This is a genomic window from Pseudoalteromonas phenolica (genome assembly GCF_001444405.1).
GTDB lineage: Bacteria > Pseudomonadota > Gammaproteobacteria > Enterobacterales > Alteromonadaceae > Pseudoalteromonas > Pseudoalteromonas phenolica.
On the sequence record NZ_CP013187.1, the window covers coordinates 2075267 to 2100057 of the forward strand.

At 40.4% G+C, this 24791-nt stretch carries 24 protein-coding genes and 2 tRNA genes; 15 read left to right on the top strand and 11 right to left on the bottom strand.

Going from position 1 to position 24791, the window contains the following annotated elements:
- Positions 1-30: 30 nt before the first annotated feature.
- Positions 31-1269: an amidohydrolase family protein gene (locus tag PP2015_RS09060; protein ID WP_058029966.1), complete on the bottom strand. Its 1239-nt coding sequence runs from the start codon at positions 1267-1269 to the stop codon at positions 31-33.
- A 9-nt stretch (positions 1270-1278) separates the two neighbouring features.
- Complete coding sequence (locus tag PP2015_RS09065) at positions 1279-2661, bottom strand: amidohydrolase (protein ID WP_058029967.1); 1383 nt, start codon at positions 2659-2661, stop codon at positions 1279-1281.
- Between the two features lie 562 nt (positions 2662-3223).
- Here PP2015_RS09065 and PP2015_RS09070 point away from each other — a divergent pair.
- Entirely contained in the window at positions 3224-3589 is a 366-nt protein-coding gene (locus tag PP2015_RS09070) for a DUF3718 domain-containing protein (protein ID WP_058029968.1), read from the top strand.
- Between the two features lie 68 nt (positions 3590-3657).
- Here the strand turns inward: PP2015_RS09070 and PP2015_RS09075 are convergent, their stop codons facing one another.
- Positions 3658-4350: a hypothetical protein gene (locus tag PP2015_RS09075; protein ID WP_058029969.1), complete on the bottom strand. Its 693-nt coding sequence runs from the start codon at positions 4348-4350 to the stop codon at positions 3658-3660.
- Between the two features lie 157 nt (positions 4351-4507).
- Between PP2015_RS09075 and PP2015_RS09080 the strand changes: the two genes are divergently transcribed.
- Both PP2015_RS09080 and PP2015_RS09085 read left to right on the top strand, forming a co-directional pair.
- Positions 4508-5365 (top strand): fructosamine kinase family protein, encoded by an 858-nt coding sequence (locus PP2015_RS09080; RefSeq protein WP_058029970.1) that lies wholly within the window; start codon positions 4508-4510, stop codon positions 5363-5365.
- Positions 5366-5446: 81 nt separating this feature from the next.
- Positions 5447-5650, top strand: a complete 204-nt coding sequence (locus PP2015_RS09085) for a CPXCG motif-containing cysteine-rich protein (RefSeq protein WP_058029971.1) — start codon at positions 5447-5449, stop codon at positions 5648-5650.
- 67 nt (positions 5651-5717) lie between these two features.
- On the opposite strand, the gene PP2015_RS09090 is transcribed toward PP2015_RS09085, so the two are convergent.
- Positions 5718-6347, bottom strand: a complete 630-nt coding sequence (locus PP2015_RS09090) for a riboflavin synthase (RefSeq protein ID WP_058029972.1) — start codon at positions 6345-6347, stop codon at positions 5718-5720.
- 137 nt (positions 6348-6484) lie between these two features.
- Here PP2015_RS09090 and PP2015_RS09095 point away from each other — a divergent pair, with 137 nt between their 5' ends.
- The 4 genes from PP2015_RS09095 (at position 6485) to PP2015_RS09110 (ending at position 9082) form a co-directional block, all read left to right on the top strand.
- A complete protein-coding gene (locus tag PP2015_RS09095) occupies positions 6485-7834 on the top strand; it encodes an MATE family efflux transporter (protein WP_058029973.1) in 1350 nt (449 codons plus the stop codon).
- A complete protein-coding gene (locus PP2015_RS09100) occupies positions 7812-8813 on the top strand; it encodes a DUF3080 family protein (RefSeq protein WP_058029974.1) in 1002 nt (333 codons plus the stop codon). The genes PP2015_RS09095 and PP2015_RS09100 overlap by 23 nt, the downstream gene beginning before the upstream one ends.
- A 102-nt stretch (positions 8814-8915) precedes the next feature.
- Positions 8916-8992 (top strand) — tRNA-Val (locus tag PP2015_RS09105).
- Between the two features lie 13 nt (positions 8993-9005).
- A tRNA-Val gene (locus PP2015_RS09110) sits at positions 9006-9082 on the top strand.
- Between the two features lie 14 nt (positions 9083-9096).
- Here PP2015_RS09110 and PP2015_RS09115 read toward each other — a convergent pair.
- Positions 9097-10125, bottom strand: coding sequence for a sensor domain-containing diguanylate cyclase (locus PP2015_RS09115; protein ID WP_058029975.1), 1029 nt, complete (start codon positions 10123-10125; stop codon positions 9097-9099).
- Positions 10126-10296: 171 nt separating this feature from the next.
- Positions 10297-11493, bottom strand: coding sequence for a peptide-methionine (S)-S-oxide reductase MsrA (msrA, locus tag PP2015_RS09120; RefSeq protein WP_058031595.1), 1197 nt, complete (start codon positions 11491-11493; stop codon positions 10297-10299).
- 220 nt (positions 11494-11713) lie between these two features.
- Here msrA and PP2015_RS09125 point away from each other — a divergent pair, with 220 nt between their 5' ends.
- The 7 genes from PP2015_RS09125 (at position 11714) to asnB (ending at position 19259) form a co-directional block, all read left to right on the top strand.
- Entirely contained in the window at positions 11714-13228 is a 1515-nt protein-coding gene (locus tag PP2015_RS09125) for a leucyl aminopeptidase (protein WP_058029976.1), read from the top strand.
- 141 nt (positions 13229-13369) lie between these two features.
- Positions 13370-14017 carry a 5-oxoprolinase subunit PxpB gene (pxpB, locus tag PP2015_RS09130; RefSeq protein ID WP_058029977.1) on the top strand — a complete coding sequence of 216 codons (648 nt, stop codon included), beginning with the start codon at positions 13370-13372 and terminating at the stop codon, positions 14015-14017.
- On the top strand, positions 14017-14952 hold the full coding sequence (locus PP2015_RS09135) for a 5-oxoprolinase subunit C family protein (protein ID WP_058029978.1): 936 nt from the start codon (positions 14017-14019) through the stop codon (positions 14950-14952). The genes pxpB and PP2015_RS09135 overlap by 1 nt, the downstream gene beginning before the upstream one ends.
- Positions 14953-14956: 4 nt before the next feature.
- The gene (locus tag PP2015_RS09140) at positions 14957-15685 is read left to right on the top strand and encodes a DUF969 domain-containing protein (protein WP_058029979.1); all 729 of its coding nucleotides are present in this window, start codon (positions 14957-14959) and stop codon (positions 15683-15685) included.
- On the top strand, positions 15682-16704 hold the full coding sequence (locus tag PP2015_RS09145; protein ID WP_058029980.1) for a DUF979 domain-containing protein: 1023 nt from the start codon (positions 15682-15684) through the stop codon (positions 16702-16704). The genes PP2015_RS09140 and PP2015_RS09145 overlap by 4 nt, the downstream gene beginning before the upstream one ends.
- Positions 16697-17380, top strand: a complete 684-nt coding sequence (pcp, locus tag PP2015_RS09150) for a pyroglutamyl-peptidase I (protein ID WP_058029981.1) — start codon at positions 16697-16699, stop codon at positions 17378-17380. Before PP2015_RS09145 ends, pcp begins: the two co-directional genes overlap by 8 nt.
- Before the next feature lie 217 nt (positions 17381-17597).
- The gene (gene asnB / locus PP2015_RS09155) at positions 17598-19259 is read left to right on the top strand and encodes an asparagine synthase B (RefSeq protein ID WP_058029982.1); all 1662 of its coding nucleotides are present in this window, start codon (positions 17598-17600) and stop codon (positions 19257-19259) included.
- 154 nt (positions 19260-19413) lie between these two features.
- Here the strand turns inward: asnB and PP2015_RS09160 are convergent, their stop codons facing one another.
- The 5 genes from PP2015_RS09160 to PP2015_RS09180 form a co-directional block, all read right to left on the bottom strand.
- A complete protein-coding gene (locus PP2015_RS09160) occupies positions 19414-19731 on the bottom strand; it encodes an AzlD domain-containing protein (RefSeq protein WP_058029983.1) in 318 nt (105 codons plus the stop codon).
- On the bottom strand, positions 19724-20524 hold the full coding sequence (locus tag PP2015_RS09165) for an AzlC family ABC transporter permease (protein WP_227009252.1): 801 nt from the start codon (positions 20522-20524) through the stop codon (positions 19724-19726). Before PP2015_RS09165 ends, PP2015_RS09160 begins: the two co-directional genes overlap by 8 nt.
- A gap of 140 nt (positions 20525-20664) precedes the next feature.
- A complete protein-coding gene (locus PP2015_RS09170) occupies positions 20665-21492 on the bottom strand; it encodes an AraC family transcriptional regulator (RefSeq protein WP_058029984.1) in 828 nt (275 codons plus the stop codon).
- A gap of 204 nt (positions 21493-21696) precedes the next feature.
- On the bottom strand, positions 21697-22359 hold the full coding sequence (locus PP2015_RS09175) for a DUF2987 domain-containing protein (protein WP_058029985.1): 663 nt from the start codon (positions 22357-22359) through the stop codon (positions 21697-21699).
- On the bottom strand, positions 22349-23173 hold the full coding sequence (locus PP2015_RS09180; RefSeq protein WP_058031597.1) for a glucosaminidase domain-containing protein: 825 nt from the start codon (positions 23171-23173) through the stop codon (positions 22349-22351). The genes PP2015_RS09175 and PP2015_RS09180 overlap by 11 nt, the downstream gene beginning before the upstream one ends.
- A gap of 232 nt (positions 23174-23405) precedes the next feature.
- Between PP2015_RS09180 and PP2015_RS09185 the strand changes: the two genes are divergently transcribed.
- A complete protein-coding gene (locus PP2015_RS09185) occupies positions 23406-24698 on the top strand; it encodes an anti-phage deoxyguanosine triphosphatase (RefSeq protein WP_058029986.1) in 1293 nt (430 codons plus the stop codon).
- Positions 24699-24791: the final 93 nt, after the last annotated feature.

Here is a 24791-nt window from a genome sequence, read left to right on the forward strand (position 1 = left end):
GATTATCAGCCCTTTCTCATTTTTTAGACCTTACTTAGTATATGCTCGCGGCATATCTGAAGGCGTATTATAACGATCACGTAGCTTGTCATGGCGTGAATCATTTGTGTTCACTTTTTCGCCGTTGATCCACATTGATTCGATACTCGTGCTGAATTCAAAAGGATCTGCACTCCAAAGTACTAAATCAGCGCGTTGACCTTTCGCTACCTTACCTGCATTCAGACCAAATACATCCGCAATATTGCTTGTCACTGCTTTTAATGCACCGTCATGGCTCATGCCATTTGCAACAGCAATACCCGCATCAAAGCGAAGCTGATAGACGTTGTGACTTGAGTCTGAACCCACAGCTAATAATACTTTAACACCCGCTTTTTCAAGCTCACCCGCTGTTTCAAGACTAGCGTGAAGCGAATCAAAGTCACTAGGCAGGTTGCTAACTGCGCTTAAAATAACCGGCGTTTTGCTTTCTGAGATCTGTTCCTTAACTAAAGGCGCATCTTCTGCATTCCAAAGTACTAAATTTAAGCCAAACTGCTTTTTAACCTTTAATAACTCTAAAATATCTGATGCACGAGATACCTTAGTGATCACAGGTAGCTCGCCTTTTAGTACTTTTGTTAGTACCTTTTGTTCTTTGCTAGGTTCGTCTTTCTTGTCATCTTTTTTGTCTTCTTTAGCAAGCTTCTTTTGTTGACCTTCAAGTTTGTCAACCAACTGCTTTAAAGACACAGCTCGAGAACCGCTGCTCTTTGCACCTAAACGCACAATCAACGCAGTCTCTGTTGCAGTCACACTTTCAAAGTCGCCGCTTAGATCTGTTACAAAGCTTAAACCTGAGAAAATACTCTCACCACCATGTGGTACAACTACATTTTGCGTTAGACCACCTTTACGCGCATATGGAATTAACGAAGAGCGAGGGTTAAACGCTGTGCTTGCATCAAACATTGCACTCGCTTTCTTGTCATAGCCATCGTTTGAGCGTGAAACAGCACCCACTTCAACTAGACCCACCTGATTCATTGAACCAATGAAACCAGGTGTTAAGATTTTATCTTTCGCATCAATTGTTACGTCTGCTGATACTGATGATGGGTTAATCGCGATGATTTTACCATCTTCGATTAGTACTGTGGCGTCTTTAAGTACACCTTTGTCAGTCATAGTATGAACTGTGGCATTCGTAATTGCCGTAACTTGTGCAAATGCTGCAGAGCTCGCAAGTAAAGCACCCGTTACTAAAGATAAATTAAACTTTTTCATGCTTTACTCCTATCGCTGACCTAACATAAAGTCACTGACTGCTTGATACTTTTCGTCGTTGCGGTCATATACTTTTGCACCATCAACGTAAACTTCTTGTGCTTTACTGTATACGCTGAACGGATTTTTATCCCAAATTACCACATCAGCTTGTTTGCCCGCTTCAAGTGAACCTGTTTTATCTGCAACACCTAGTGATTTAGCTGCATTGTAAGTGATCCACTTAATGGCGTGCTCTTCAGTTAGGTTGAAACCATTTTGGTTCGCTGTATACATGATTTTTGCAGCTTCTTGGTTTAGACGCTGAATTGTCGTGTCTGAATCTGAGTGAACAACAGCACAAGAGTTCTTAACCGCATCAACGATAGCCACGTTTTCTTGAACCATGTCATATGCTTCCATTTTGAAGCCCCACCAGTCTGGCCAAAGTGCCGCACAGTTTCCGTTTTCAGCGAGTAAGTCAGCGACTTTATAAGCTTCAATACCGTGGTGGAAAGTACCTGCGTGATAACCAAACTCTTTGGATAAGTCGATCATCATCGCCATTTCTTCTGCTTTATAACAGTGGTTATGAATTAGAATTTCACCGTCTAATACACCACGTAACGTATCGTATTTAATATCACGTTCTGGTGCTGTTGGATTCAAACCAGCTTTATAAGCTGCTTCATATTGTTCCCAAGCTGCTTTATATTCTGTTGCTTCGATCCAAGCTTGACGGTAGCCGGCCATGTTACCCATACGTGTATATGGCGCAACGCCTTTACGACCATAAACGCGTTTCGGGTTTTCACCACATGCCATTTTTAGACCGTATGGTGCTTCAGGGAATTTCATTGCCTGCATGGTATGTGCTGGCACATTTTTAAGTGTTACAGCACGACCACCAAATAAGTTAGCAGAACCTGGTAAGATTTGTAGCGTGGTAATACCGCCTTCACGAGCACGGTTGAAACCAGGATCTTGCGGCCATACCGAGTGCTCAACCCACACTTCAGCAGTGTTCGGACTAATCATTTCATTACCATCTTGGTGTGATTCAACCGACGGGCTTGGGTACGCCCCTAGATGTGAGTGAACATCAATGATACCTGGTGTTACCCATTTGCCAGCTGCATTCACTGTAGTGTCTGCTTGGACGGCTAAATCTTTACCTACTTGTTGAATTTTACCATTAACAATATATACATCAGCACTTTCTAAACGCTCACCCGTGCCTGTTAGTACAGTGGCATCAGTAATTAGTACTGATTTGTTAGATACCGGCTTATAAGTACTCGGATATGGATTTTTTTCGATTGATACGAACTCTTTTTGCGGGCCTTTATCCTGACATCCAGATAAAGCTGCAGCAAGTGCAAGTACAACCGTAGACATTGCAAATTTTTGCATAAAGTTATCTCAGTTTGTTGATTTTAGTTTGCCATTAACAGGTTACGACGTGAGTGTCTGTCACTGCAATGATTTACGATGAAATATTACATTTTTACGGCGCATACCAAGCATATACCAACTCTCTTGATTAAGAGGTTTATTTTAAAGCAAGTAACACTTTTTGATATCAAAGCGTAATTCTAGCAATTTAGTTGTTCTAAATGGGGAATATTCAACGAAGCTAGCGTCAGTTTTAGTCCTTCAAAAGGTTTAAATATTCAGTTGTAAGAATTACCGAAAAGTATGTCGTAAATGACACACTTTACCATTTACCGTTGCAAATAAATATTTTCAGATAATAGAAGGTGCAATTTATGAAAATATGCTGTTAACAAAGAAATTTTGACGTTTTTTTTCGTTCCGAAAGTTACATGTTTTCTAAAATAGTTATTAAAAATCAGACAATTAAAAACTTGTTCATATAAAACACATTTCATTACATTCTGTCGATTTTGATTTACAGCATTCTTATAAGCTACGGGTAATACTTAACCTGTATCTCATAAACACATGGAGCACAATGATGAATACGTTATCTACATTAAGCGCAACTTTAATTTTAGCTACATCAACATTGGTATCAACGAATGCAAATGCCACAGAATTCATAGCTGCTGACAACTCAATTGGCACTCAACTTTGCATGGCTGTTGCGAAAGACGACAAGCTGGCACTCTCAAAAACAATGAAAAATGTCCGTATTAAAAAGCACTCACTCGTAAACAAGCTAACATGTAATGATTTAAGCGTCGCTAAATTTGCCGCAACGTATGATTTAAATAACAGTGCTAAGTTTCTTAACCTTGACTTGAATACTGTTACAACAATTCGAGACTTAGCGGCTAAACGTGAGCAAAAAGTGCTTGTTGTTGCTGGTTCAAAATAAAGTTGGATTTTTTAATATGTTATTCGAAGATAATGCGTCGAACCTCTATATTCGGCGCATTCTGTTCTTTAGTCTAAAAGCGCAGCGACTAAACCGAACAAGCCGCCAAATACACCGCCCCAAACAACTAACCAGCCCAAATGAGTTCTGATCATATTTTGAATAATATCTTTAACCATTACAGGCGTTAATTCAGCAAGCCGACCATCAACCGCTTTCTCAATGGTTGAGAATATTTTATCTGAACCGCCATGGCTAAATAACTCATCTTTTAATAACTGCTTAAATTTTTCTTCTTCGGTAATGTCAATGATCGCCCCTTGCATCTTCTCAGTGAAAGACTCGCGCATGGGCTCTAGGGCCTCTTTTCCACCAAACATGCCTAACATTGGACCAAATTGAGACCCTTCAATGACAGTGACTAACTTATCAAATGCCGGGCTTAAATCTACTTTCTCAATGACAGGTTTAAGGTCTACATCACCTTGGTTTTCTAGCACCGTCTCTATTTTTTCTTTGGTAAAGAATTGCTCTAGGATGAGCGAACGTATAGATGCTTTAAATTCTTTAAACTTTAGCGTAATAACGCCACTGCCATATAAAAAAGGGACTTTTTCAAATAACATATGAATAGCAATCAGATTTGTCATTGCACCTGACAAAGCAAAAATACCAATCGAGAATAAAATGGGTTGCGGATAAAAATAGCCGATCAGTACCAGTAGAAATGCAATTATGTTAGTAATGTAGCTCTTATTCATTGTTCCTCCCAAGATATGGCCTCGGATTGTAACTATGCTGTTCAGTAAAATACAGAATCATTTACAAATAACATGTATATTTTTGTTTGCTTTTATTGAGTTATTTGAAATTTAAACCATAGTTTTAATATTCAATGCGAAAGAGTTGAGCTGTCTTATGTGGCAATGTGTCAAACAACAAGTTTCTACGGCCATTCATACCCCATTTGAAATAACCCAAAAGCGCGTAATTAACACACATTCTGCTTTTAAGCATTTTAAAATTTCTGATGAAAATCACACATTTCTTGTTAAGGTAGCGCCAGTCGATCAAATTGAACTTTTCGAAGCTGAAAAGCATGCCAGAGATACACTCACCAGAGATTCTGATTTCATCATTGCAGATACAATAACACTGGGCACCTCAAAAGAGTTTGCATTCATCGTTTTAGAGTTTCTTGAAGATTTAACATCTCAGGATAATTGGTATTTGTGCGGAAAAACATTAGCAAAAATGCACGTGAAATGTGAACAAGAAATGTTTGGCTCAGATGAAGATAATTATGTGATAGGTCAACCTCAGCCTAATCAGTGGCATAAAAAATGGCACATATTCTTTGCCGAGGAGCGACTTGGTTGGCAACTTCAACTTTTATCTGAACAAGCAATAAACCTCGTCGATATTGATGAATTCGTTAATATAATTAAACCTCATATCCCTCACAATATTGCACCGTCACTACTTCATGGGCATTTTTGGAAAGGGAATATCCGCTTTTATCATGATAAGCCTATGTTGCTTGATCCCGCGTGTTATTACGGTGATAAGCTTGTAGATATAGCAACAGCAGAACTGTTTGCCACTTTACCTGATAACTTCTATGCTGGTTATCAATCAATTTGTCCTATTAGTCTTCCACCTATTTTAAAAGATATTTACCAGCTTTACCCATTGCTAATTCTTGCTAACCGGTTTTCTGGAGATTACATTAACCAGTCAAAAGATAAAATAAAACATATACTTGAGCAGCTATAAATTAAACAACTTTTAGCAATAATGTAATTATCATGACAGCTGCTATATTTAAGTTACATTCTTTGGTTTATGGAGGCTTCTATGAAGTCTTTATATCAACAACGTATTAGCTGCCCACATTGTGGGCATCATGTGTTTGTCAGCTTAGATGCAAGCGACGGTGATCAAGATATGTATGAAGATTGCGCTGCGTGTTGTAATCCCATTCATTTAAACATGCACATTGACTATGCTAATAAAAAATTGGAATTACATGTCGACAGTGATGACGAGCAGATTTTTTAAATCTGACCGATTTAGGGCATGTAAAATTAGTTGATATACAACTACGATCGACATGCCCTAATAAATACTAATTAAGGTGCTTTTGCATGTAGTTTTCTACGGTGTTAACTATTGTGTAGGTTTGCTGATCTACCTCTATATTTAATTTATCACCTATTTTCGCAAGTCCGAGATTTGTGATAGATAGTGTTTCAGGAATTAGGTGAAGCCAAAACCCTGTGTCTGTCATTTCCCCAACTGTCAAGCTTGCACCATTTATACAGACAAACCCCTTATAAACAATGTACTTTAACCATGCTTTTGGTAAATCAAGCAAGATTTTACAGTTGCTTTCATTCACAACAATATCTTCAATTTCAGCAGTACAGTGAATATGACCTGACACAATATGACCGCCGAGTTCAGTGCCGAATGTCACCGAACGTTCTAAGTTCACGAACATACCACGCTTTAACTCACCAAGATTCGTCAACTTTAGTGTTTCTTCAATCACATCGAAAGTCACCTGCCCGACGACATCTTGCGGATTTAATTCGTAACTTACGACCGTTAAACAACATCCATTGATGGCAATGCTAGCACCTAAATTAAGATGCTGAAGGTATTCAGTGCCAACTGACAAAACCAGCCTTAAAACACCGCCATTAAGATTTGTCGAAATCACACTCGCTTTTGTTTGAATAATGCCTGTAAACATGAATGCTCCTATATCTAGATTAGGCAATCATACAGGAACGAAATATATGGAGTAAGCGATCATTTAAGTTATTTATCTCTTTTAATAGCTTATGACTTATAACCAGCTTAGAATTAGGGTTTTTAACGTCGTGCTTTATGAAATTTAGCCTTTGGGAAGCCAAGCGCCTTCTGCAACTAGCAATCCCTGTTTTTTTTGCACAAATCATTCTCGTCTTAATGTCAGTGGTAGACACTATGATGGCCGGCCAAGTCAGTGCTAATGATCTTGCAGCTCTGTCAATTGCAACAGGGGTATTAAATCCAGTTATCTTTTCTTTACAAGGGATCTTACTGGCGTTGACCAGCGTGGTTGCCCACTGCCATGGCGCTAAAGACAAAAAAGGGATAAAACACTACTTCCAACAAAGCTTATTTTTAGTTGCCATTTTAAGTGCGTTGGTCTTTTTGTTTCCTCTCATCACGCCATATATATTTTCAAAGCTCGGCGCGAAAGCTGAAATCATTAACACCTCACAAGCTTATATTGAGTATGTAAAGTGGGGTGTTCTGGGCTTTTTAGTCTTTAACGTTTACAGGAACGTTTCAGAAGGCATTGGCCTGACTAAGGTAACTTTTTATATCAGTATTATAGGTCTACTAGTAAACGTAGTTGCTAACTATATTTTCATCTATGGAAAATTGGGCATGCCAGCAATGGGGGCTGCAGGTTGTGGTGTGGCGACAAGCCTAGTGGCATGTGCAATGGCGTTGAGTCAAATTATCTATAGTTTTAATAGCAATAAATTAAAAGGCCGTTGGCTTGTTAGTCGCTTTGAAAAGCCAAACTTTAGATCCATGTTTTACCTAACTAAACTTGGTTTTCCAATTTCGATGGCGACATTTTTTGAAGTTACTTTATTTGCATGTATTCCGCTTTTTATTGCTGACTTAGGAGCCATTATGGTATCTGGACACCAGATTGCTGCGAGTGTCACTGCCGTATTATTTATGATGCCTTTGAGTCTCTCTATGGCCATTGCAATTCGTATTGGTAACCTTTCAGGCCAACAAGCATACACTCAACTTAAAACGGCCATTTTTACGAGTTTTTGCCTGGCGGCAATGATCGCTTTCTTTGTCGCACTCGTTACATTTATATTCAGAGAGCCGGTTACTTACTTGTATACTCAAAATGACCAAGTTGCTCAGTTGGCAATGGGGATCATCATCTTAGCTTGTTTTTATCAGTTACCAGATGCTCTTCAAGTTGCAGCCAGCGGTGTACTCAGAGGCTTGAAACATACTCAGCCTATCATGGGGATTACTTTTGTATCTTATTGGTTGATCGGTTTTGCTTTAGGTTATGTGCTGGCAAAAACAAACTGGCTCGTTGAACCAATGGGCGCAAAAGGTTTTTGGATTGGCATAATCGTAGGCTTATCTGTTGCCGCCTGTTTACTCTTACTTAGTGTGAGGACTCGTCTTGCAAAAATGGTTACTAATTAGCTGTTTATTTTTCATTTCAGCGTGCACCGAGCACGCTACTGACGTCAATGAAGATTATAAAGCACGTTTAAATAGCGTGTTAGGCGATGCACCTGACAGGCCGGTATTAAAAAATACCCGAATACCTGTTGTATCTAAACTTGAATCACAATTTCAAATTTCTATACTCGAACTAGGCTCACTGGGGCACTGCAAGCTTTCTAACTTAGTTGCAAAAAGAAATAACCAGCTCGGTAAAACGCAAGTTGCCAGTGAGCGTCTAAAGTATCAAATTCAGTTCATTAAACTTGCTAATGATTGCTTAAAGGACCCGCTCACAAGAAATGAATCGCTAAAAGCTACACTTAAAAATGCAGCTGTAGAAAAGCAGCAAAACCTAATGAACGAATTTAATTATATGCTTTTTAATGAAGCTGAATTAAAAGGTTTATTGCAACTTACCAGCGACTTTCTTCCAACCGACAATAACAAATACAGTAGTGCCAGTGCATTAGAAGCGCTTCATGAATTGATTTACATACGTGAAAGAATAAATAAATTAGAAATTTCCTTAATTCAAACCTCATCAATTACAGAATCATTAGAAAAATTACATCAGAATCGATTTATTAGGCAGCTTTTATCAAGCGCACAACTGCAAATCGCGTACAACCAACAATTTACATCGTGGATATCAAGTTTTGATTATATGAACTTGGTATGTAGAGAGGGTAAAAGTAAAAAAGAGCCGCAGATTCTAAATACGATTTTCAATAAATTTTATTTAAACAAAATTCAGGGGTATCAGGCCGACTTAACAGGGCTACTCGAAAAGACCTCTCCTATGTTGTTTGAATTGTGGCAATCACACCCAGAGCTGTCAGAGATAGTCGATGTTGAAAGTAAGAACTCGTTAATTAACCAGTTAAAACAAACAAGCAAAGAGCACGTAATATGGTGGCAAAACTTTTATAAAGCGTGTGACATTAGACCGTTATGAACAAAAAAACTGCAATTAAACAAAATTTTAGCTTCAACGCTTGAACATTTTATTTCAGCGCTATATATTAGCCGCCGTTGCCTAGGAACTTCCTAGCATTGTACAACCGTAGCTCAGTTGGTTAGAGCACTACCTTGACATGGTAGGGGTCGGTGGTTCGAATCCACTCGGTTGTACCAAATTTCCTTTTATACAACCGTAGCTCAGTTGGTTAGAGCACTACCTTGACATGGTAGGGGTCGGTGGTTCGAATCCACTCGGTTGTACCAAACTTCACTGCTTTTTATTGCTTAGCGTAAACACCTAAATTGTTATTCTTAGCAAAATACATTGCTTCATCTGCAGTATGAATAAGTGCTTTAAGTGATTTCTTGTCAGTTGAAGACATCTTAGCAATACCTATACTCAAGCCAAACTCAAGTTCTAATATTTTGCGAGGAACGCTTTGCATAATAGCTTTGTAAATCCTTTTGGCCACTGATTCACCATCATTTTCAGATGTATTTTTCATGATGATAATAAATTCATCTCCCCCGAACCTTGAAGAAATATCACTATCTCGTGTTTGTTCTTTAATCACTTTTGCAACATCAATGAGTAACTCATCACCTACTTTATGTCCTAGTTCGTCATTGACACGCTTAAACTTATTTAAGTCGATAAAAAGTACTGAACAAATCATTTCATTTCTGGAGCAAAAGGAAAGAAAGTTTTCACCGGCCTCATTCAAGTATGCTCGATTATGAAGGCGGGTTAACTCATCATGCGTAGCACTGAAAATCAATTGCTCTTCTAACTTTAACTTCTCCATCGCAACTGAAGTAATCAAGGCTGCGACCTTTACAATTTCTATTTCGGCTTCTGTGGGAACTTTCTTCTCATGGTGATATATCGCAAATGTGCCCATTACCTCTTTATGTGAATTTGTAAAAGGTATCGACCAACATGCGTGTAGGTTAGCTTCTTGTGTTAGTGCTAAATAAGGCTGCCAATTCTCATGCGTATTTATATCACCTACAATTATAGGTTTATTCAGAAAAGCTGCCGCACCACAGCTGCCCACATTTTCGCCTATTTTTACACCTTCGATTGCATCATTGTAAAAATCAGGCAAATTATTTTCAGCACCACTGTGAAGTGTTAAGTGTTTTTTATTGAGTGTTAAAATAGAGACCTTACAGCCAGGCAAAAATCGCTCAACTGTTGATATCACTTCTTTCAAAAAAGGAGCAATATCTGAACTGAGCGCTAAATCACTTAAAAGGCGGTTAAATTGCCTATGAACTGTTAGTAAAAATAAATTCTGGTCCAAAACTACACCATCTAAAAGATTAATACTTGCGAATAGAACTTTGCCCTAACTCACGCATTTATTTCACTTAAAGTATACGCTAAACAATGAAAAATAGTGCACTTTTGCATCATTTAGCATAAACATGTTCTACAGAACGCAGACTTAATTTATTGTGATTTGTAATTAAATTTATACTTTTTCTTTAAATTCTAACACGGTAGCGTTAATGCAGTATCTATCTTGCCCTCTTGGACCTTCACCTTTAAAAACATGGCCAAGGTGAATACCACTTGATTTAGAACGTATTTCAATACGTTTCATACCAAAACTATTATCATCATGGTAAGTAACACTGTCTTTCACAGGACGAGTAAACGACAACCAACCTGTACCTGAGTTGAACCGTTTTGATGTTTCAAACAATGGCGCACCGCTGAGTTTATCAATAAACACGCCCTCACCTGTCTTCTTAAACAAGTCATACTCTTTACAAAACGGTCTATCAGTTCCTTTTTGAAAAGCCACTTCATACGCTTCTGACTCTCCTAATTTAAATGCACCCAGCGCTTGATAAAAATCTTCACGGGTCATATAACCTTGAAAACCTGCCACCTCTTTGCCATTTTCAAAAAATAAAATAGTGGGGGTTGCCCATGTCGCAGAACGAACCACTAAACCGTTAAGTTGATCTGCATAACGATAGGTTAATGGGATCGTGCCTTGATAGTCGTTTAGAACGGTAGATTTAAGTTTTTCACAATATGGGCAGTAATTGCGAGAATCAATAATCACCACTTGCTTGCCCACCAGCAATGAACTGTTATCAACTTTACTTGGTTTTGTTTGCTTAAATGTCACACCAGTAGAATGATCAGGACAGTAACCATTTGGGTTTTTAGCAATGTAGTTTTGATGATATTCTTCGGCACGATAAAATTGTTCAAGTGGCTTCACTTGGGTTTTTATTGCTCCATACCCAGCCTTGCTTAATAAATCCTGAAACTCTGCTTTTACCTCATTAATCACTGTGAGCTGTTCAGGTGTGTTATACAAGATAGTTGAACGGTACTGCGTGCCAATGTCATTACCTTGGCGATTTTCTTGCGTCGGATCATGCTTTTCAAAAAAATGTTCTAGCAATGCGCGTGTACTGAGCATATTGGCGTTGTAAGTAACTTTCACGACTTCGGCATAATTATTGTCATCAAAACGTCGTTTACGTTTGATGATTTCTTTATAGGTTGCTTTAAAGCCACGGCCATCTGCATAACCTGACTCAGCGTCTAACACCCCTTCTAACTGCTCATAGCCTTTTTCAGCCCCCCAGAAACATCCCGAACCCAGCACCAATGTTTGAATATGAGAAGTTGCATTGTCTTTATCCATTGCATTTGAAAATAGAGGAAAAAATAGCAAGGCAGACAGAATCGTAATTATTACTTTCATTTAATTGACCTAAAATGTGCTTGAAACTTATTAACTATGACCTTGTGGGTGTGAATTTACTTTCATCCACCGTTTAAACTCGTAAATTGAACGACATTGAGTGTCTTTTTTTTCGAATTTAATGTAAAAAGCCAACAAATTATTTATCTAGGAATGTACTATGAAATTTGTTTCACAGATCAGTGCAATCGCGTTAGCAGTTTCTGCATCAAGCGCATTTGCAGCAGACTTCAATTTCAACTCTAAATTAAGCAAGGGTGATGCGCTTGTTGTTTTCCAAGCCGGCGAAGCAGCAACACAATTTGATTTCTTAGATAGAGATACCAAAAAGCAAATTAATCGCGCTATTAAAACAGCTGAATTCAAGGGTGCTTACGGTAAAACATTAGAAGTAATCGCACCAGTTGACAGCGATTATGGCCGCATATTAGTGGTTGGTTTAGGTGAAGAAGACAAGCTTGACTCAGCAAAAATGGCTAAGCTTGGTGCTAACTTACACGCTAAACTTGAAGGTAAAAAAGTAAATAAAGCGACAATTGCGTTTGAAGATGTAAAAGGCGCAGTGAGCAACGCTGACCTTGCAGCACAACTTGCACACGGTGCAAACTTACGTGATTACACGTTTGAGCTATATAAAAAAGAGCCAAACAAATTTAACGTAACTTACAACATCGATGTAGCTAACAAAAAAGCAGCATCGAAAGCGTACCAGCAACTAGAAAACATCGAAAAAGGTGTATTTTTAGCACGTGATCTAACGTCTGAAGTACCAACTGAAATGACACCTGTTGATTTCGCAAAAGCAGCAAAAGAGCTTGAGCAATACGGCGTTAAAGTAACTATCTTAGAGCCTGCTAAACTTAAAGAGCTTGGCATGGGCGCACTTGAAGGTGTAGGTCGTGGTTCTAAAGACGGTTCACGTCTAGTTGTTGCACACTATGAAGGTAATAACAGCACACCAATCGCACTTGTTGGTAAAGGTATTACATTCGATTCAGGTGGTTACAGCATCAAAACTGGCTCATCTATCAACCGCATGAAATCTGACATGGCAGGTGCTGCGGCGGTACTTGGTACTGTTAAAGCAATGGCACTAAGCAAAGCAGACGTAAACGTAGTTGCGGTTATGGGTATGGCTGCAAACATGGTGTCAGAAAACTCAATCGCACCGGGTGATGTACTTCGCACAGCTGAAGGTATTAGTGTTGAAGTGTTAAACACTGACGCTGAAGGCCGTTTAGTATTAAGTGATGCTATGTGGTATGCGCGTGAATACTACAAGCCAGAGATCATGATCGATGTGGCAACACTAACAGGTTCTAAGATCCGTGCAGTAGGTAACCGCTATTCTGCAATCTTCTCAGATGACCAAACGCTAGTTGACCAAATCACTGTTGCTGGTAAGCAAGTAAACGAGCCGGTATGGCGTTTACCATTAGGCTACAAAGACATGCTTAAGTCACCAATTGCTGACATCGCAAACATTGGTTCAGGTGGCCCTGGTGCAACAACTGCAGCATCATTCTTACAACACTTTGCTGGTGACACACGTTGGTTACACATCGATATCGCGGGTAATGCGTTAACGAACTCTGCAAAAGATGAAATCCCAGCAGGCGGCACAGGTTACGGTGTTCGTATGCTAAGTAACTGGCTTTTAACTAACAAGCAGTAATACCTGCTTCAGTTAAAACAGTTAATCTAAAAGCCACATCCATTTAAAGATGTGGCTTTTTTGTATTGGTTTGTCGCCAAGGTACTCAATACTTGTCTGTTATGACACAATAAGAAAATAAATATAATAATCGGAACAACCATGACCTGCGTGCAATGCTATCAACTTAGTGAACAAGCATTAGTTCTATCAATTGACGGATTAATTACTCAGGAAGTACGACAAAAAATCTTTGCGCTCGCACAAACCGCAAATAATACCAATGATTTTTTTGACATAGTTCCAGCCAACTCATCTATTACCTTCTACCTCAATGATTTTACTCGAGCTGATTATTGGTTAGAACAACTAATCACCCTGTGGGCAAAGAGTGAACCTGAAGCATTCATCCCTAAAACACATCTAATCGATACTTTCTACGGCGGTGAATACGGCCCTGACTTGAATGAAATATCTGAGCTTACCGGTTTAAGCCAAAAACAAGTCATCGAGTTACATGCCTCTGTAGACTATCAGGTCGGATTTTTAGGCTTTTTACCTGGATTTGGTTATTTAGAATCGCTCCCAGAGCAACTTAAGTTGCCTCGAAAAGCCACGCCAAGGGCGCATGTACCTGCACTCAGTGTTGCAATAGCAGAATCTCTTACTGCTATTTACCCGTCTAGCTCCCCCGGAGGTTGGCACCTTTTAGGTAGATGCGAGCAACCATTATTTGACCCTCATACTGATTCGCCAAGCTTGTTATCACCCGGTGACGTTGTCAGGTTTATTCCAAAGGAGCACCGCTGATGCTAAGAGTAATCAAACCCGGCGTTTTCAGTAGCATTCAAGATTTAGGTCGTCACGGGCATCGTCATTTAGGTGTCTCGCAATCTGGCGTACTAGATCCAATCGCATTGAAAGCTGGCAATGCACTACTGGGTAATATAGAAACTGCCGCCTGTATTGAAATTACTGTTGGTTTAGCTGAATTTGAATTTACTCAGCCATGTAATTTTGCTATTACCGGTGGCAACCTGAATGCAAAACTTAATTCTACAGCCCTCTACCCTGGATGGCGCTACCATGCAAAAGCTGGCGACATCATTAAATTTGCCAGTCACCCAGAGTTTTTACGCGCTTATTTATGTGTAGAGAATGGTTTCGATGTACCGAATCTAATGAACTCTCGCAGTACCGACTGCCAAACCCAATTTGGCGGTTTCAAGGGTAACGCTTTGCAAAAAGGTGATGTCATTCCCTTCTCTGAAAGCTGTGTTCCTTGTTCAGAGCTGGCTATAAAGCCTACTGACTATACTAACGTGGTAAGAGTACTCAAAGGCCCACATTGTGATATCTTGCCAGAGGATTATTTGGCACAGCTTTTATCGAAAACTTGGACGATCAGCGACTTGAGTAATCGTATGGGTGCCCGTTTAGAGCATCCCACACTGTTACCGCACCAAAAAAGCATTGATTCGCAAGGTGTTCATCCCGGCGTTATACAATTGCCGCCAACAGGCACTCCGATTGTTTTGCTCAATGACTGCCAAACAACAGGTGGCTATCCAATTATTGCCTCTGTGATCCAAGCAGACTTACGTCATTTTAGCCAATTAGCGCCAACTAAAACTTGTCGCTTTAAGCTGGTAGATTTTGATGAGGCTAACACTGCATTGAAAAAACAAGAACAAGAAATAACGCGATTCAAAATCGCAAACCAACAATTTGAAAATAAGAAGTAACATCATGTTTGATTTAAACTATATGCCGCTGATTGGCATTCTAGTCGTTGTGGTTGGCTTTGCCTTAAAGTTCAACCCACTACTGGTTGTGACCGCGGCAGGTCTTGCCACAGGCATTGCCGTGGATATGGACTTTATCGCCTTAATCGAAACCTTTGGCGAAAAGTTTATGAATTCCCGCCAACTCGCCAGCTTTTTACTTATCTTGCCTGTGATAGCTATTCTAGAACGTTACGGGCTGCAGCAGCGCGCAAAAACTTGGATTGCTAACATCAAAGGCGCTACGACCACCCGTATCTTAAGTATGTATTTTGTAGTACGTGAATGCTCAGCGGCTTTGGGCTTATTAAGCCTAGCGGGTCAAGCGCAAACAGTTCGCCCATTACTTGCCCCAATGGTATTAGGCGCCGCCACAAATACGCATGGTGATTTGCCTAAACCAATTAAAGACTTAATTAGTGCCCACGCCGCGGCTTGCGACAACATCGCGGTGTTTTTTGGTGAAGATATCTTTATCGCTTTTGGCGCTGTACTTTTGATGGACGCCTTCTTAAAAGAAAATGGCATTGCGGGCATTGAACCTCTGCATATTGGTCTTTGGGCTATTCCAACTGCCATCGCCGCTTTAATTGTACACCTATTCCGTCTAGCGCGCTTTGAAGCAAAAATTAGAAACCTCATTGCAGAGCATAAATCACAACAAACGAAAAACGCTGAGGGGGCATTATCATGAGTGCCCCAGTAAACGAGAATACAGTGAATAGCACAGCCATTATTTCAATTGAAAACATCTATCTTTTGATTGGCTTTGTGGTGATGTTTTTAGTGGTTAAAACCCTACAAGATAAACAACATCCCCAAAAATACACCACTGCCCTATTTTGGTTCTTGTTTGGTAATGTATTTTTATTTGGCGATCTCTCAATAAAATTAATTGGCGAGTCTCTCACCTATCAGTGGGTTGGCTTTAGTGTCATCGCCATTGCCTTACTTGCTGGCTTTGGCAAGGTCTCGATGGGCTCGTACCACCAGCCATCAGCAGAGCAACTTGAAAGTGACGCTAAGCGAATAGGCAATAAGTTGTTTGTGCCCGCAGTTTTAATCCCAGTAGTCACTGTGGTCTGTACATTGCTTTTAAGTAATTTGAACATTGCTGAGGTGTATTTATTTGACCAAAAACATGTAACGCTTGCTTCACTCACCCTCGCATGTGGTGTTGCACTGATTGTTGCTTGGCGTTTTACCTCAGGCTCGCCTTTCCAAGCGCTCTCTGAATCGCGCCGTTTGGTTGATTCAATTGGCTGGGCGGCTATTTTACCGCAAATGCTCGCCATGTTAGGTGGCGTATTTATCGTAGCTAACACCGGCACAGCAATACAAGATCTTGTGAAGCTATTTATCTCGCCAGATAACCGATTTATGTTAGTGGTGTTGTACTGTGTTGGTATGGCGCTATTTACCATGATCATGGGTAATGCGTTTGCGGCTTTCCCGGTGATGACTGCGGGTGTCGCTCTGCCATTTTTAATTGAAGGCCACGGCGCTGCCGCAGCACCACTTGTCGCCATAGGTATGTATTCTGGTTACTGTGGTACGCTGATGACGCCAATGGCTGCGAACTTTAATATTGTGCCTGCCGCACTGCTTGATTTAAAAGACAAATATCAAGTTATAAAAGTGCAGATCCCAACGGCTATTGCATTACTTATTATCAATATTTTCTTAATGTACGGAGTGATCTTTAATGACTAAACAGACCAAGACCGAATTAAAGACCGTGCTCCTAACGGGTTTCGAACCCTTTGGTGGCGAAAGTATTAACCCATCATGGCAGGCGGTAAAACAATTACATGGCCAAAGCATTAATGACCACCAGGTTGAGTGTGTAGAGCTGCCCTGTGAGTTCGGGCGCTCCCTTGAACACTTATATCAAGCGATAGAAAAACATCAGCCAAGCTTAGTGTTGTGTATTGGTCAAGCAGGCGGCCGCTCTCATATTTCGATAGAGCGTATCGCCATTAATATCGATGATGCTCGCATTGCTGACAATGCCGGTAATCAACCAGTCGATATCACCATTATTGATGATGCACCAGCTGCATATTTTGCCAAACTCCCTATTAAAACCATGTATAAAGGCTTGCTAGAGGCGGGAATTCCTGTAGAAGTATCGAATACAGCTGGTACTTATGTGTGTAACCATGTGATGTTTGGCTTACTCGATTATATAGCGCGCCATTTTGGTGAGAATGAAGAATCAATTCAAGGTGGCTTTATCCATATTCCATTTTTACCTGAGCAAGCTGTGCACCACAGTGGTGCACCAAGCATGAGTCAAACAACGGTTGTTGCTGCACTTAAGCTATTGATAAAAAATGGACTTTCAAGCGGCCCCGATCTCAAAGTAGCCGCTGGCACCACACATTAACCACAATAATTCTCTCTCTTCTTCATATTGGTGCAATAGTGTTTTGCTATTGCACCAGCTTTGACATAAAAAATTCATTTTAAGCCTAATTATCTATGTGACTTAACTAATTTTTTCTGTTAGTTATAGAAACTGTAGCTGCGCAATTTTACAACTCTTTAACTATGCCTAACTAAAAGGCTATGCGCAGACAGCAATTAACAGGAATGAGGTAATTATGTGTTCTATTTTTGGTGTACTAGAACTTAAGACAGATCCCGCTCAGTTGCGAAGCCAAGCAATTGAGATGTCAAAAAAACTGCGACATCGAGGCCCAGACTGGTCAGGTGTCTACTCTTCAGATAAAGCCATCTTAGTGCATGAGCGCTTAGCGATTGTTGGGGTTTCAAGTGGTGCGCAACCACTATACAATCCAGAGAAAACGCATATTCTTGCAGTTAACGGTGAGATTTATAATCACAAAGAGCTAGCAGAGAATTTAACAACCGACTTTGAATTTCAGACCGAATCAGATTGCGAAGTCATCCTGGCGCTATACAAACAAAAAGGTCCTGAGTTTTTAGATGATCTAAACGGTATTTTCGCTTTTTGCTTATACGATGAAGAAAACGATGCTTATTTAATTGGTCGTGACCACATTGGCATTATCCCACTTTATACGGGTCGGGATCAGCACGGAAACTTTTATGTCGCCAGTGAAATGAAAGCGCTGACACCGATTTGTACCAGTATTGAAGAGTTTCCTCCGGGTCATTATCTGTATTCAAAAGAAGGGACACTACATAGCTATTATCAACGTGACTGGCAGTCATTTGATGCGGTGAAAGACAACCCAGCAAGTGCTGAAGAAGTAAAAGACGGCCTTGAAGCTGCAGTTAAACGCCAACTCATGTGTGATGTGCCTTATGGCGTATTACTGTCTGGCGGTTTAGATTCTTCGGTTATTTCAGCCATTACCCAAAAGTTTGCCGCAAAACGTATTGAAGACAACGATGAATCTGATGCATGGTGGCCTAAACTACACTCTTTTTCTATTGGTCTTGAAGGCTCACCAGATTTAGCCGCTGCACAAAAAGTCGCAGATGAAATTGGGACCGTGCATCACCCTATTCACTTTACTGTTCAGCAAGGCTTAGATGCACTTAGAGAAGTGATCTATCACCTTGAAACTTACGATGTGACTACGGTACGCGCATCGACGCCAATGTATTTAATGTCCCGTCAAATTAAAGCCATGGGTATTAAAATGGTGCTTTCAGGTGAAGGGGCTGATGAGCTATTTGGTGGTTACTTATACTTCCATAAAGCACCAAATGCCCAAGAGTTCCATGAAGAGTTAAACCGTAAAGTATCAAAACTGCATATGTTTGACTGTTTGCGCGCGAACAAATCAATGGCCGCTTGGGGTGTTGAAGCGCGCGTACCATTCTTAGACAAAGAATTCGTTGATATTGCCATGCGCACCAACCCTGATTACAAGATGTGTAAAGATGGCCGCATTGAGAAACATATTGTTCGTGAAGCATTCGACGGCTATTTGCCTGATGAAGTGTTATGGCGTCAAAAAGAACAATTCTCTGATGGCGTAGGCTATTCTTGGATTGATTCTTTGAAAGAGTTTGTTGAAGAGCAAGTATCTGATTCTGATCTTGAAAATGCGCAATATCGCTTCCCTATCAATACGCCTGATAGCAAAGAAGCCTATTTCTATCGCACAATCTTTGAAGAGCACTTTCCGGGTGAAGCTGCTGCGAAATGTGTACCACATGGTAAATCAGTTGCCTGTTCGACACCGCAGGCTTTAGCTTGGGACAAAGCATTCCTAGAAAATGCCGATCCATCTGGTCGCGCAGCAAAAGTGCATAACGACGCGTATTAAATTTTACGTTTTACTCTAAACAAAATGCAGCCCACCATGGGCTGCGTTTTTATTTGCGTGGGATAAACCCTCACCTACAAGTAAAGCCAGCATTTTCCAATACCAATTTCAAACCTGTAGGCGCCGATTTTATATCGCGCTTTTCACTCTTAAATCATAAAACCCAATTCAGTATCAAAAATGACCCTATACCTGCAACCACCACTGCCAAGGTATTTTTAATTTCTAAACTCGCCAACACTGTAATTAATCCAGCATACAAAAATGGACTATGGAAAAACGCAGCGCCTTCGGTTTTATGTCCTAAAAACACAATCGGCACCCACATTGCGGTTAACACTGATGGTGCCGTGTACTGCAACAAATGTTGGAGTTTAGGGCTTAAACTGATGGGTAGTGACTTCATAAAAAACAGATACCGACATGAGAAAGTGATCATTGTCATTAATACTATCAATAGATCGTTACTCATCACTTTGCTCCTGCTTAGTTGTGTATTTATCGTTCATATTTCTTGAGGCACTCTTTCTTGCAAAGTAATACCCCGCCAACATACCTATAAAAGTCGAGGCAATTAATGCATACTCAAATGCTAACAGCTCTAAAACCATAACAGAGACTCCACTTGCCAATACCGACATCAAAACAGGCTTGTCTTTTATAGCTGGCACAACCAACGCGATGAAAGTTGCCGCAATCGCAAACTCCAATCCGTAGGCTTGTAAATTATCAATATTATTACCCGCCACTATGCCCACCAGCGTGGCTAGATTCCACATCACATAAAAGGCAATACCCGACGCAACCGCATATACATAACAAAAACGTTTATGTTTTGCGATGTAGGCGTTAGTCAACGCAAACATTTCATCAGTTAAAAAGAAGGCAAAAACGATACGTTTAAACAAGGGTAAATCTTTCACGTAACTCTGAAAAACCGCTGAATATAATAAATGCCGAGAACTAATCACAAATGTTGAAGATAAAATCGGCATGGCTGGGCTACCCAAGCCAATTAATTGCATGCCCGCTAACTGCGCGGCTCCTGCAAAAACAAACAAAGACATGGCCTGTGCTTGCCAAGGCGACAACCCAACCTGAATGGCTAAAGAACCACATAAGATCCCCCACGGGATCACAGCCACACAGAGCGGAAACATATCAATGAACCCGCGCACAATAATACTCAAATTACCTTGTTGATTTTCAGCTTGCATAGGTGCTGTATTATCTAATTCTTCTGTTAGGGGTTTGGATGATGCCATATTTTAAGCTCAATGATGAATAGTTCGTCGTTAAAGCATAGACAGGGTTCAAAACAATTTATTGTACAAAGTTGCACTCGCAAAATTACTTTTATGCCCATCCCCTTAAATAAGTGATCTATTTTGAGGATTGGTATTATCTAGGCTACTACAGACGTGAGTTGAAACTGTTTAGGGGTTGTGCCCAATGCTTTTTTAAAATGGCGGTTGAAATGACTTTGGTCGTGAAAACCACAGTCGACAGCGGTATCTAAAATAGATGCACCAGCGCGAAGCATCTTCTTTGCTTTGATAAGCCTGGCTTGAATTTGATAGGCATGGGGCGTAATACCAAATGCCTGATTGAATTGGCGCACAAAGTGAAATTTACTACAGCCAACTACATTCGCTAGCTGCTCTAACGAGACGTTAACCTGGGTATATTCGTCTAAAAACTCTCTTGCGAGTTTGAGTTTTTGCACATCAACACTGGCTGCTTTTACCGCTTCGACATGGCGGCCATAGCCAGACGCCAATTGTGCCAAGGTACTGTACAACAGCGTTTCAATATGTAATTTAGATGCCCCATTTTCAATCTGTTCAAATACACATCTGAGCTGCGCCGCTATTCGAGCATCTTCAATGACAGAGTCTTTAAAATAAGGCGTGAGGCTTTGATTATTTACTAAATCTTTAGAGATTTGATTAAAGTGCTCAACAGTCGGATAAAGGGCTTTATATTTCCAGCCACCCGCCGTTGCTGTTTCACCTGTATGCACGTCATCGGCATTAACTAGAATAATACTATTTTCAGCCGCAACATGATTTGCCCCACTGCGATAAAAACGTTGCGCCCCCTGCTCAATCAAGCCAATGGTATAGCCTTCATGAACATGCTTAGAAAAGGTTTGTCGCTCGTATTGTGCATCGACCACCTCAAGGCCGTTTAATACATCGGCGTAGTGATATTTTGCCTGCTCTTTTGCCAACCGATTTGCCTCTAAATAATGGTATTTCTTTTATAACACTATTTGAGCAATCTGTTTTGTACAAAATTGCTTTTTCAATGCCCTATTTTATAAACCACATCTCGGTAGAACCGACTTTATGTCGGGTTAAAGCACAAAAAAAGCGCTGAGTTCATAACTCAACGCTTTCTCAATATCGATAAAACAAGCCGTTAATTTAAACGATTACTTTTCAATCCAAGGTGTGATTAATACAGGCTTTGCACTCATAGAATCACTGATAAATTTAAAATCATCGCCTTCCCAGCTGTCTTCCACAGTAAATTTACACACATTATTCACGCAACTGACACCGGGCTGATTGAAAGTAACCTGATTATCAAACTTCACCGAGATCCCTTTCTGTGATGGCAATAAAAAGCTCATTAGCTTACTTACAAAGAAGCCAGATAAGTCCGATAACAGTTCATCAAACTCGTGGTGAAGCTGATAAATATCTGCTTTGGTTAAATTTTCTAACCCAAAGTGTTCAGCTTCAATCTGGAACTTTAACTGACACTCATGCTTTGGGTTTTGTGGCTCAATGACCAATACCGCTTTGTCTTTATCTAGCTTGTCGTCATAAGGTAATAGTAATTGCGCGTCTTCAGTGTAAGTTAAAGGCGTTTCACTGTTCTCGGTTACAATTTTACCTTTGGCAATTTTGCACGGCTCAAGCGTAGCAATATCAACAATATAAAAATTAACGCGTGCAAACTCGAACTCACCTTTTTCGATTACCTTCAAACGGTCGTGAAAGCCATCGTAAGACACCACAAAGTTATCGGCCATAGCTGGTTGAGCAAACCCAATAGCCGCTAACGCGAGCGCAAAAAATTTATTCTTCATTAAAATAAGCCTTGTTATGACGGATCATGTCATTTAATTCTTCAATATATGCATCACCGCGCTCAGAGTAAGAAAGCAGGCCTGCAGTCAACTCTGTTGCATCGATTGGCTTTTTCTCAGCACGTAATTGTGCACGCTTTGCTCTTAGCTCGGTGTACGCATTATGGGTGTTTAAATTTCTAAAATACGATTTAACACTGGCTCTCACAGACTTAAACGCTGCAACTTCATGAGCTGCTTCATCTGCACGTCTTTTAGGAACCAAACCGCAGCCCTTCTTGTAACACCACTGTCCAAAAAAGTTAAGACCAATTCGCGCAAACCTTGATGTACCCCAAGCTGATTCATTGGCGGCCTGCATTAACGCCAATTCTTTTGGAATAATATCAACATGTATCAAAGCAGATTGTAGGCTTTCAACTGTATAGTCGGCATCACCCAAACGGTAATAAGCAAAAATATCGTCTAGTTTTTTAACTTGTGTTGGGGTCAGCTCTTCTTCAAATTGCAGCATCATTAATGCAATCTCAATCGACGCGCGTTGCTGCAAAATAGCTTGGTTTTCTTTTACTACATGAGGTTTAATGAAATCAAAGAACGCCTTCTTTTTGGCTCTCACATCTTTGATATTTGCAAAGTCAGGTAACTTTACATCATGAAGTGGTTTTTCTACTTCCACTTTTTTTACTGGTTGCTGTTCTTGAACAGGCGCTTCAACCACCTCTTCAGTCACTTCTTCAGGTTGAATAAATGGGTAAATCAAACCATAAATTGCAACCACAGCAATAACCAGTTTAAGTAAATTTCTTAGCATTTTTTCTCCGATAAAACAGCGCATTCCCCGCTTCCATGAATGGGTTGTTACCAGCTAAACATCACACTTTATGCGTTGCGAAAAGCAATTGTAACCTGCACTATGTATACTATTAATGAACTCAAAAGCGCGTAATTATATATAAATTCGCCAAAAAACGCGAATGGCCCCAAAATACGCTGAGATTATGTCATTATTTTGATACACAAGAATGAGGAATATTCGAGGATTTATGGACTTGATTTGGCAGCAAAGACGATGTGAACAACGTAAAAATAGACCCAACGATAACCGCTCAGCTTTTCAAGTTGACCGCTCTCGTATTATTCATGCAGCCGCTTTTAGGCGACTGCAAGCCAAGACGCAGATCATGTCGATTGGCGTTAACGACTTTTACCGTACTCGACTGACTCACTCGCTCGAAGTTGCACAAATTGGTACCGGCTTATTACGCCACTTACAAAATAGCCATCCTGATTTTTCACTGTTTCCAAACACAAGCTTAATTGAAACCTTATGTTTAGCCCACGATATCGGCCACCCGCCCTTTGGTCATGGCGGAGAAACAGCACTCAACTTTATGATGCGTGAACATGGTGGCTTTGAGGGCAATGCCCAAACACTGCGCATTGTCGCCAAACTTGAGCCTTACTCAAAAGGGTTCGGCATGAATCTTACGCGCCGTACCTTACTGGGCTTTATAAAATATCCGGCATTAATCAACCAGCTATGGCATTCACAAGCTGAGCACGACCCTGCTTCGTCATTTATTACCGCCCATCACTGGCTACCCGCCAAAGGCGTGTATAACTGCGACCAAGATATTTTTGACTGGGTACTTGCGCCATTTTCAAACGCTGATAAAGATCTACTGCAATCGAATAAACCTTGGGATGACTTTAAAAATAAAACCCAATTTAAGTCGCTCGATTGCGCCATCATGGAAATGGCCGACGACATCGCCTATGCTGTTCACGATTTAGAAGACGCCATTGCCACAGAAACATTATCAGCATCAGATTGGCACAACTACGCCATGCCAAAGCTCAAAGCGCTCGACTCACCTTGGTTAAATCAAAACTTAGAAAGCCTCACGCAACGTTTATTTTCAGATGATGAGTCATTCAGAAAAGACGCCATTGGCGAGCTTGTAAACTTATTCATCGTAAACAGCAGCATGCAAACACAAAACGATGCGTTTGAATCAGAGTTACTTAGAAACACCGTAGAACTAGAGCCTGAATTTGCAGCAATTCTGCAAGTCCTGAAAATTTTCGTGTACGAGCGACTCATCCGCGAACCCAAAATGCAGCAAATAGAATTCAGCGGTCAAAACCTGTTAATGGATTTATTCAAAGCATTCGCCAGCGACCCGATGCGGCTACTGCCACATACGACTCAGGTGATCTTTGAAGAAGCACATGATGAAAATGCAAGAATGCGCGTGCTAACCGACTATTTATCGGGTATGTCTGATGAATATGCGAGAAAGACGCATGCGAGATTGTTTGCGGGAGCAGTTTGAGAGTATTTAATCTAATGTATTCATTAATTTTGACCCTGAATTTTTCAGGGTCTTTTTATCATTAATGAATGTGTATTTGTTTGTAGCTCACTG

Bases quoted from the DNA above. Each gene is read 5' to 3' on its own strand.
- PP2015_RS09095 (WP_058029973.1), top strand. From the start codon at position 6,485: ATGAAATTTAGCCTTTGGGAAGCCAAGCGCCTTCTGCAACTAGCAATC.
- PP2015_RS09060 (WP_058029966.1), bottom strand. From the start codon at position 1,269: ATGAAAAAGTTTAATTTATCTTTAGTAACGGGTGCTTTACTTGCGAGC.
- pxpB (WP_058029977.1), top strand. From the start codon at position 13,370: ATGACCTGCGTGCAATGCTATCAACTTAGTGAACAAGCATTAGTTCTA.
- PP2015_RS09135 (WP_058029978.1), top strand. From the start codon at position 14,017: ATGCTAAGAGTAATCAAACCCGGCGTTTTCAGTAGCATTCAAGATTTA.
- PP2015_RS09180 (WP_058031597.1), bottom strand. From the start codon at position 23,173: ATGCTAAGAAATTTACTTAAACTGGTTATTGCTGTGGTTGCAATTTAT.
- PP2015_RS09165 (WP_227009252.1), bottom strand. From the start codon at position 20,524: ATGGCATCATCCAAACCCCTAACAGAAGAATTAGATAATACAGCACCT.
- PP2015_RS09145 (WP_058029980.1), top strand. From the start codon at position 15,682: ATGAGTGCCCCAGTAAACGAGAATACAGTGAATAGCACAGCCATTATT.
- PP2015_RS09075 (WP_058029969.1), bottom strand. From the start codon at position 4,350: ATGAATAAGAGCTACATTACTAACATAATTGCATTTCTACTGGTACTG.
- msrA (WP_058031595.1), bottom strand. From the start codon at position 11,493: ATGGATAAAGACAATGCAACTTCTCATATTCAAACATTGGTGCTGGGT.
- PP2015_RS09090 (WP_058029972.1), bottom strand. From the start codon at position 6,347: ATGTTTACAGGCATTATTCAAACAAAAGCGAGTGTGATTTCGACAAAT.
- asnB (WP_058029982.1), top strand. From the start codon at position 17,598: ATGTGTTCTATTTTTGGTGTACTAGAACTTAAGACAGATCCCGCTCAG.
- PP2015_RS09185 (WP_058029986.1), top strand. From the start codon at position 23,406: ATGGACTTGATTTGGCAGCAAAGACGATGTGAACAACGTAAAAATAGA.
- pcp (WP_058029981.1), top strand. From the start codon at position 16,697: ATGACTAAACAGACCAAGACCGAATTAAAGACCGTGCTCCTAACGGGT.
- PP2015_RS09070 (WP_058029968.1), top strand. From the start codon at position 3,224: ATGATGAATACGTTATCTACATTAAGCGCAACTTTAATTTTAGCTACA.
- PP2015_RS09160 (WP_058029983.1), bottom strand. From the start codon at position 19,731: ATGAGTAACGATCTATTGATAGTATTAATGACAATGATCACTTTCTCA.
- PP2015_RS09085 (WP_058029971.1), top strand. From the start codon at position 5,447: ATGAAGTCTTTATATCAACAACGTATTAGCTGCCCACATTGTGGGCAT.
- PP2015_RS09080 (WP_058029970.1), top strand. From the start codon at position 4,508: ATGTGGCAATGTGTCAAACAACAAGTTTCTACGGCCATTCATACCCCA.
- PP2015_RS09065 (WP_058029967.1), bottom strand. From the start codon at position 2,661: ATGCAAAAATTTGCAATGTCTACGGTTGTACTTGCACTTGCTGCAGCT.
- PP2015_RS09125 (WP_058029976.1), top strand. From the start codon at position 11,714: ATGAAATTTGTTTCACAGATCAGTGCAATCGCGTTAGCAGTTTCTGCA.
- PP2015_RS09175 (WP_058029985.1), bottom strand. From the start codon at position 22,359: ATGAAGAATAAATTTTTTGCGCTCGCGTTAGCGGCTATTGGGTTTGCT.
- PP2015_RS09140 (WP_058029979.1), top strand. From the start codon at position 14,957: ATGTTTGATTTAAACTATATGCCGCTGATTGGCATTCTAGTCGTTGTG.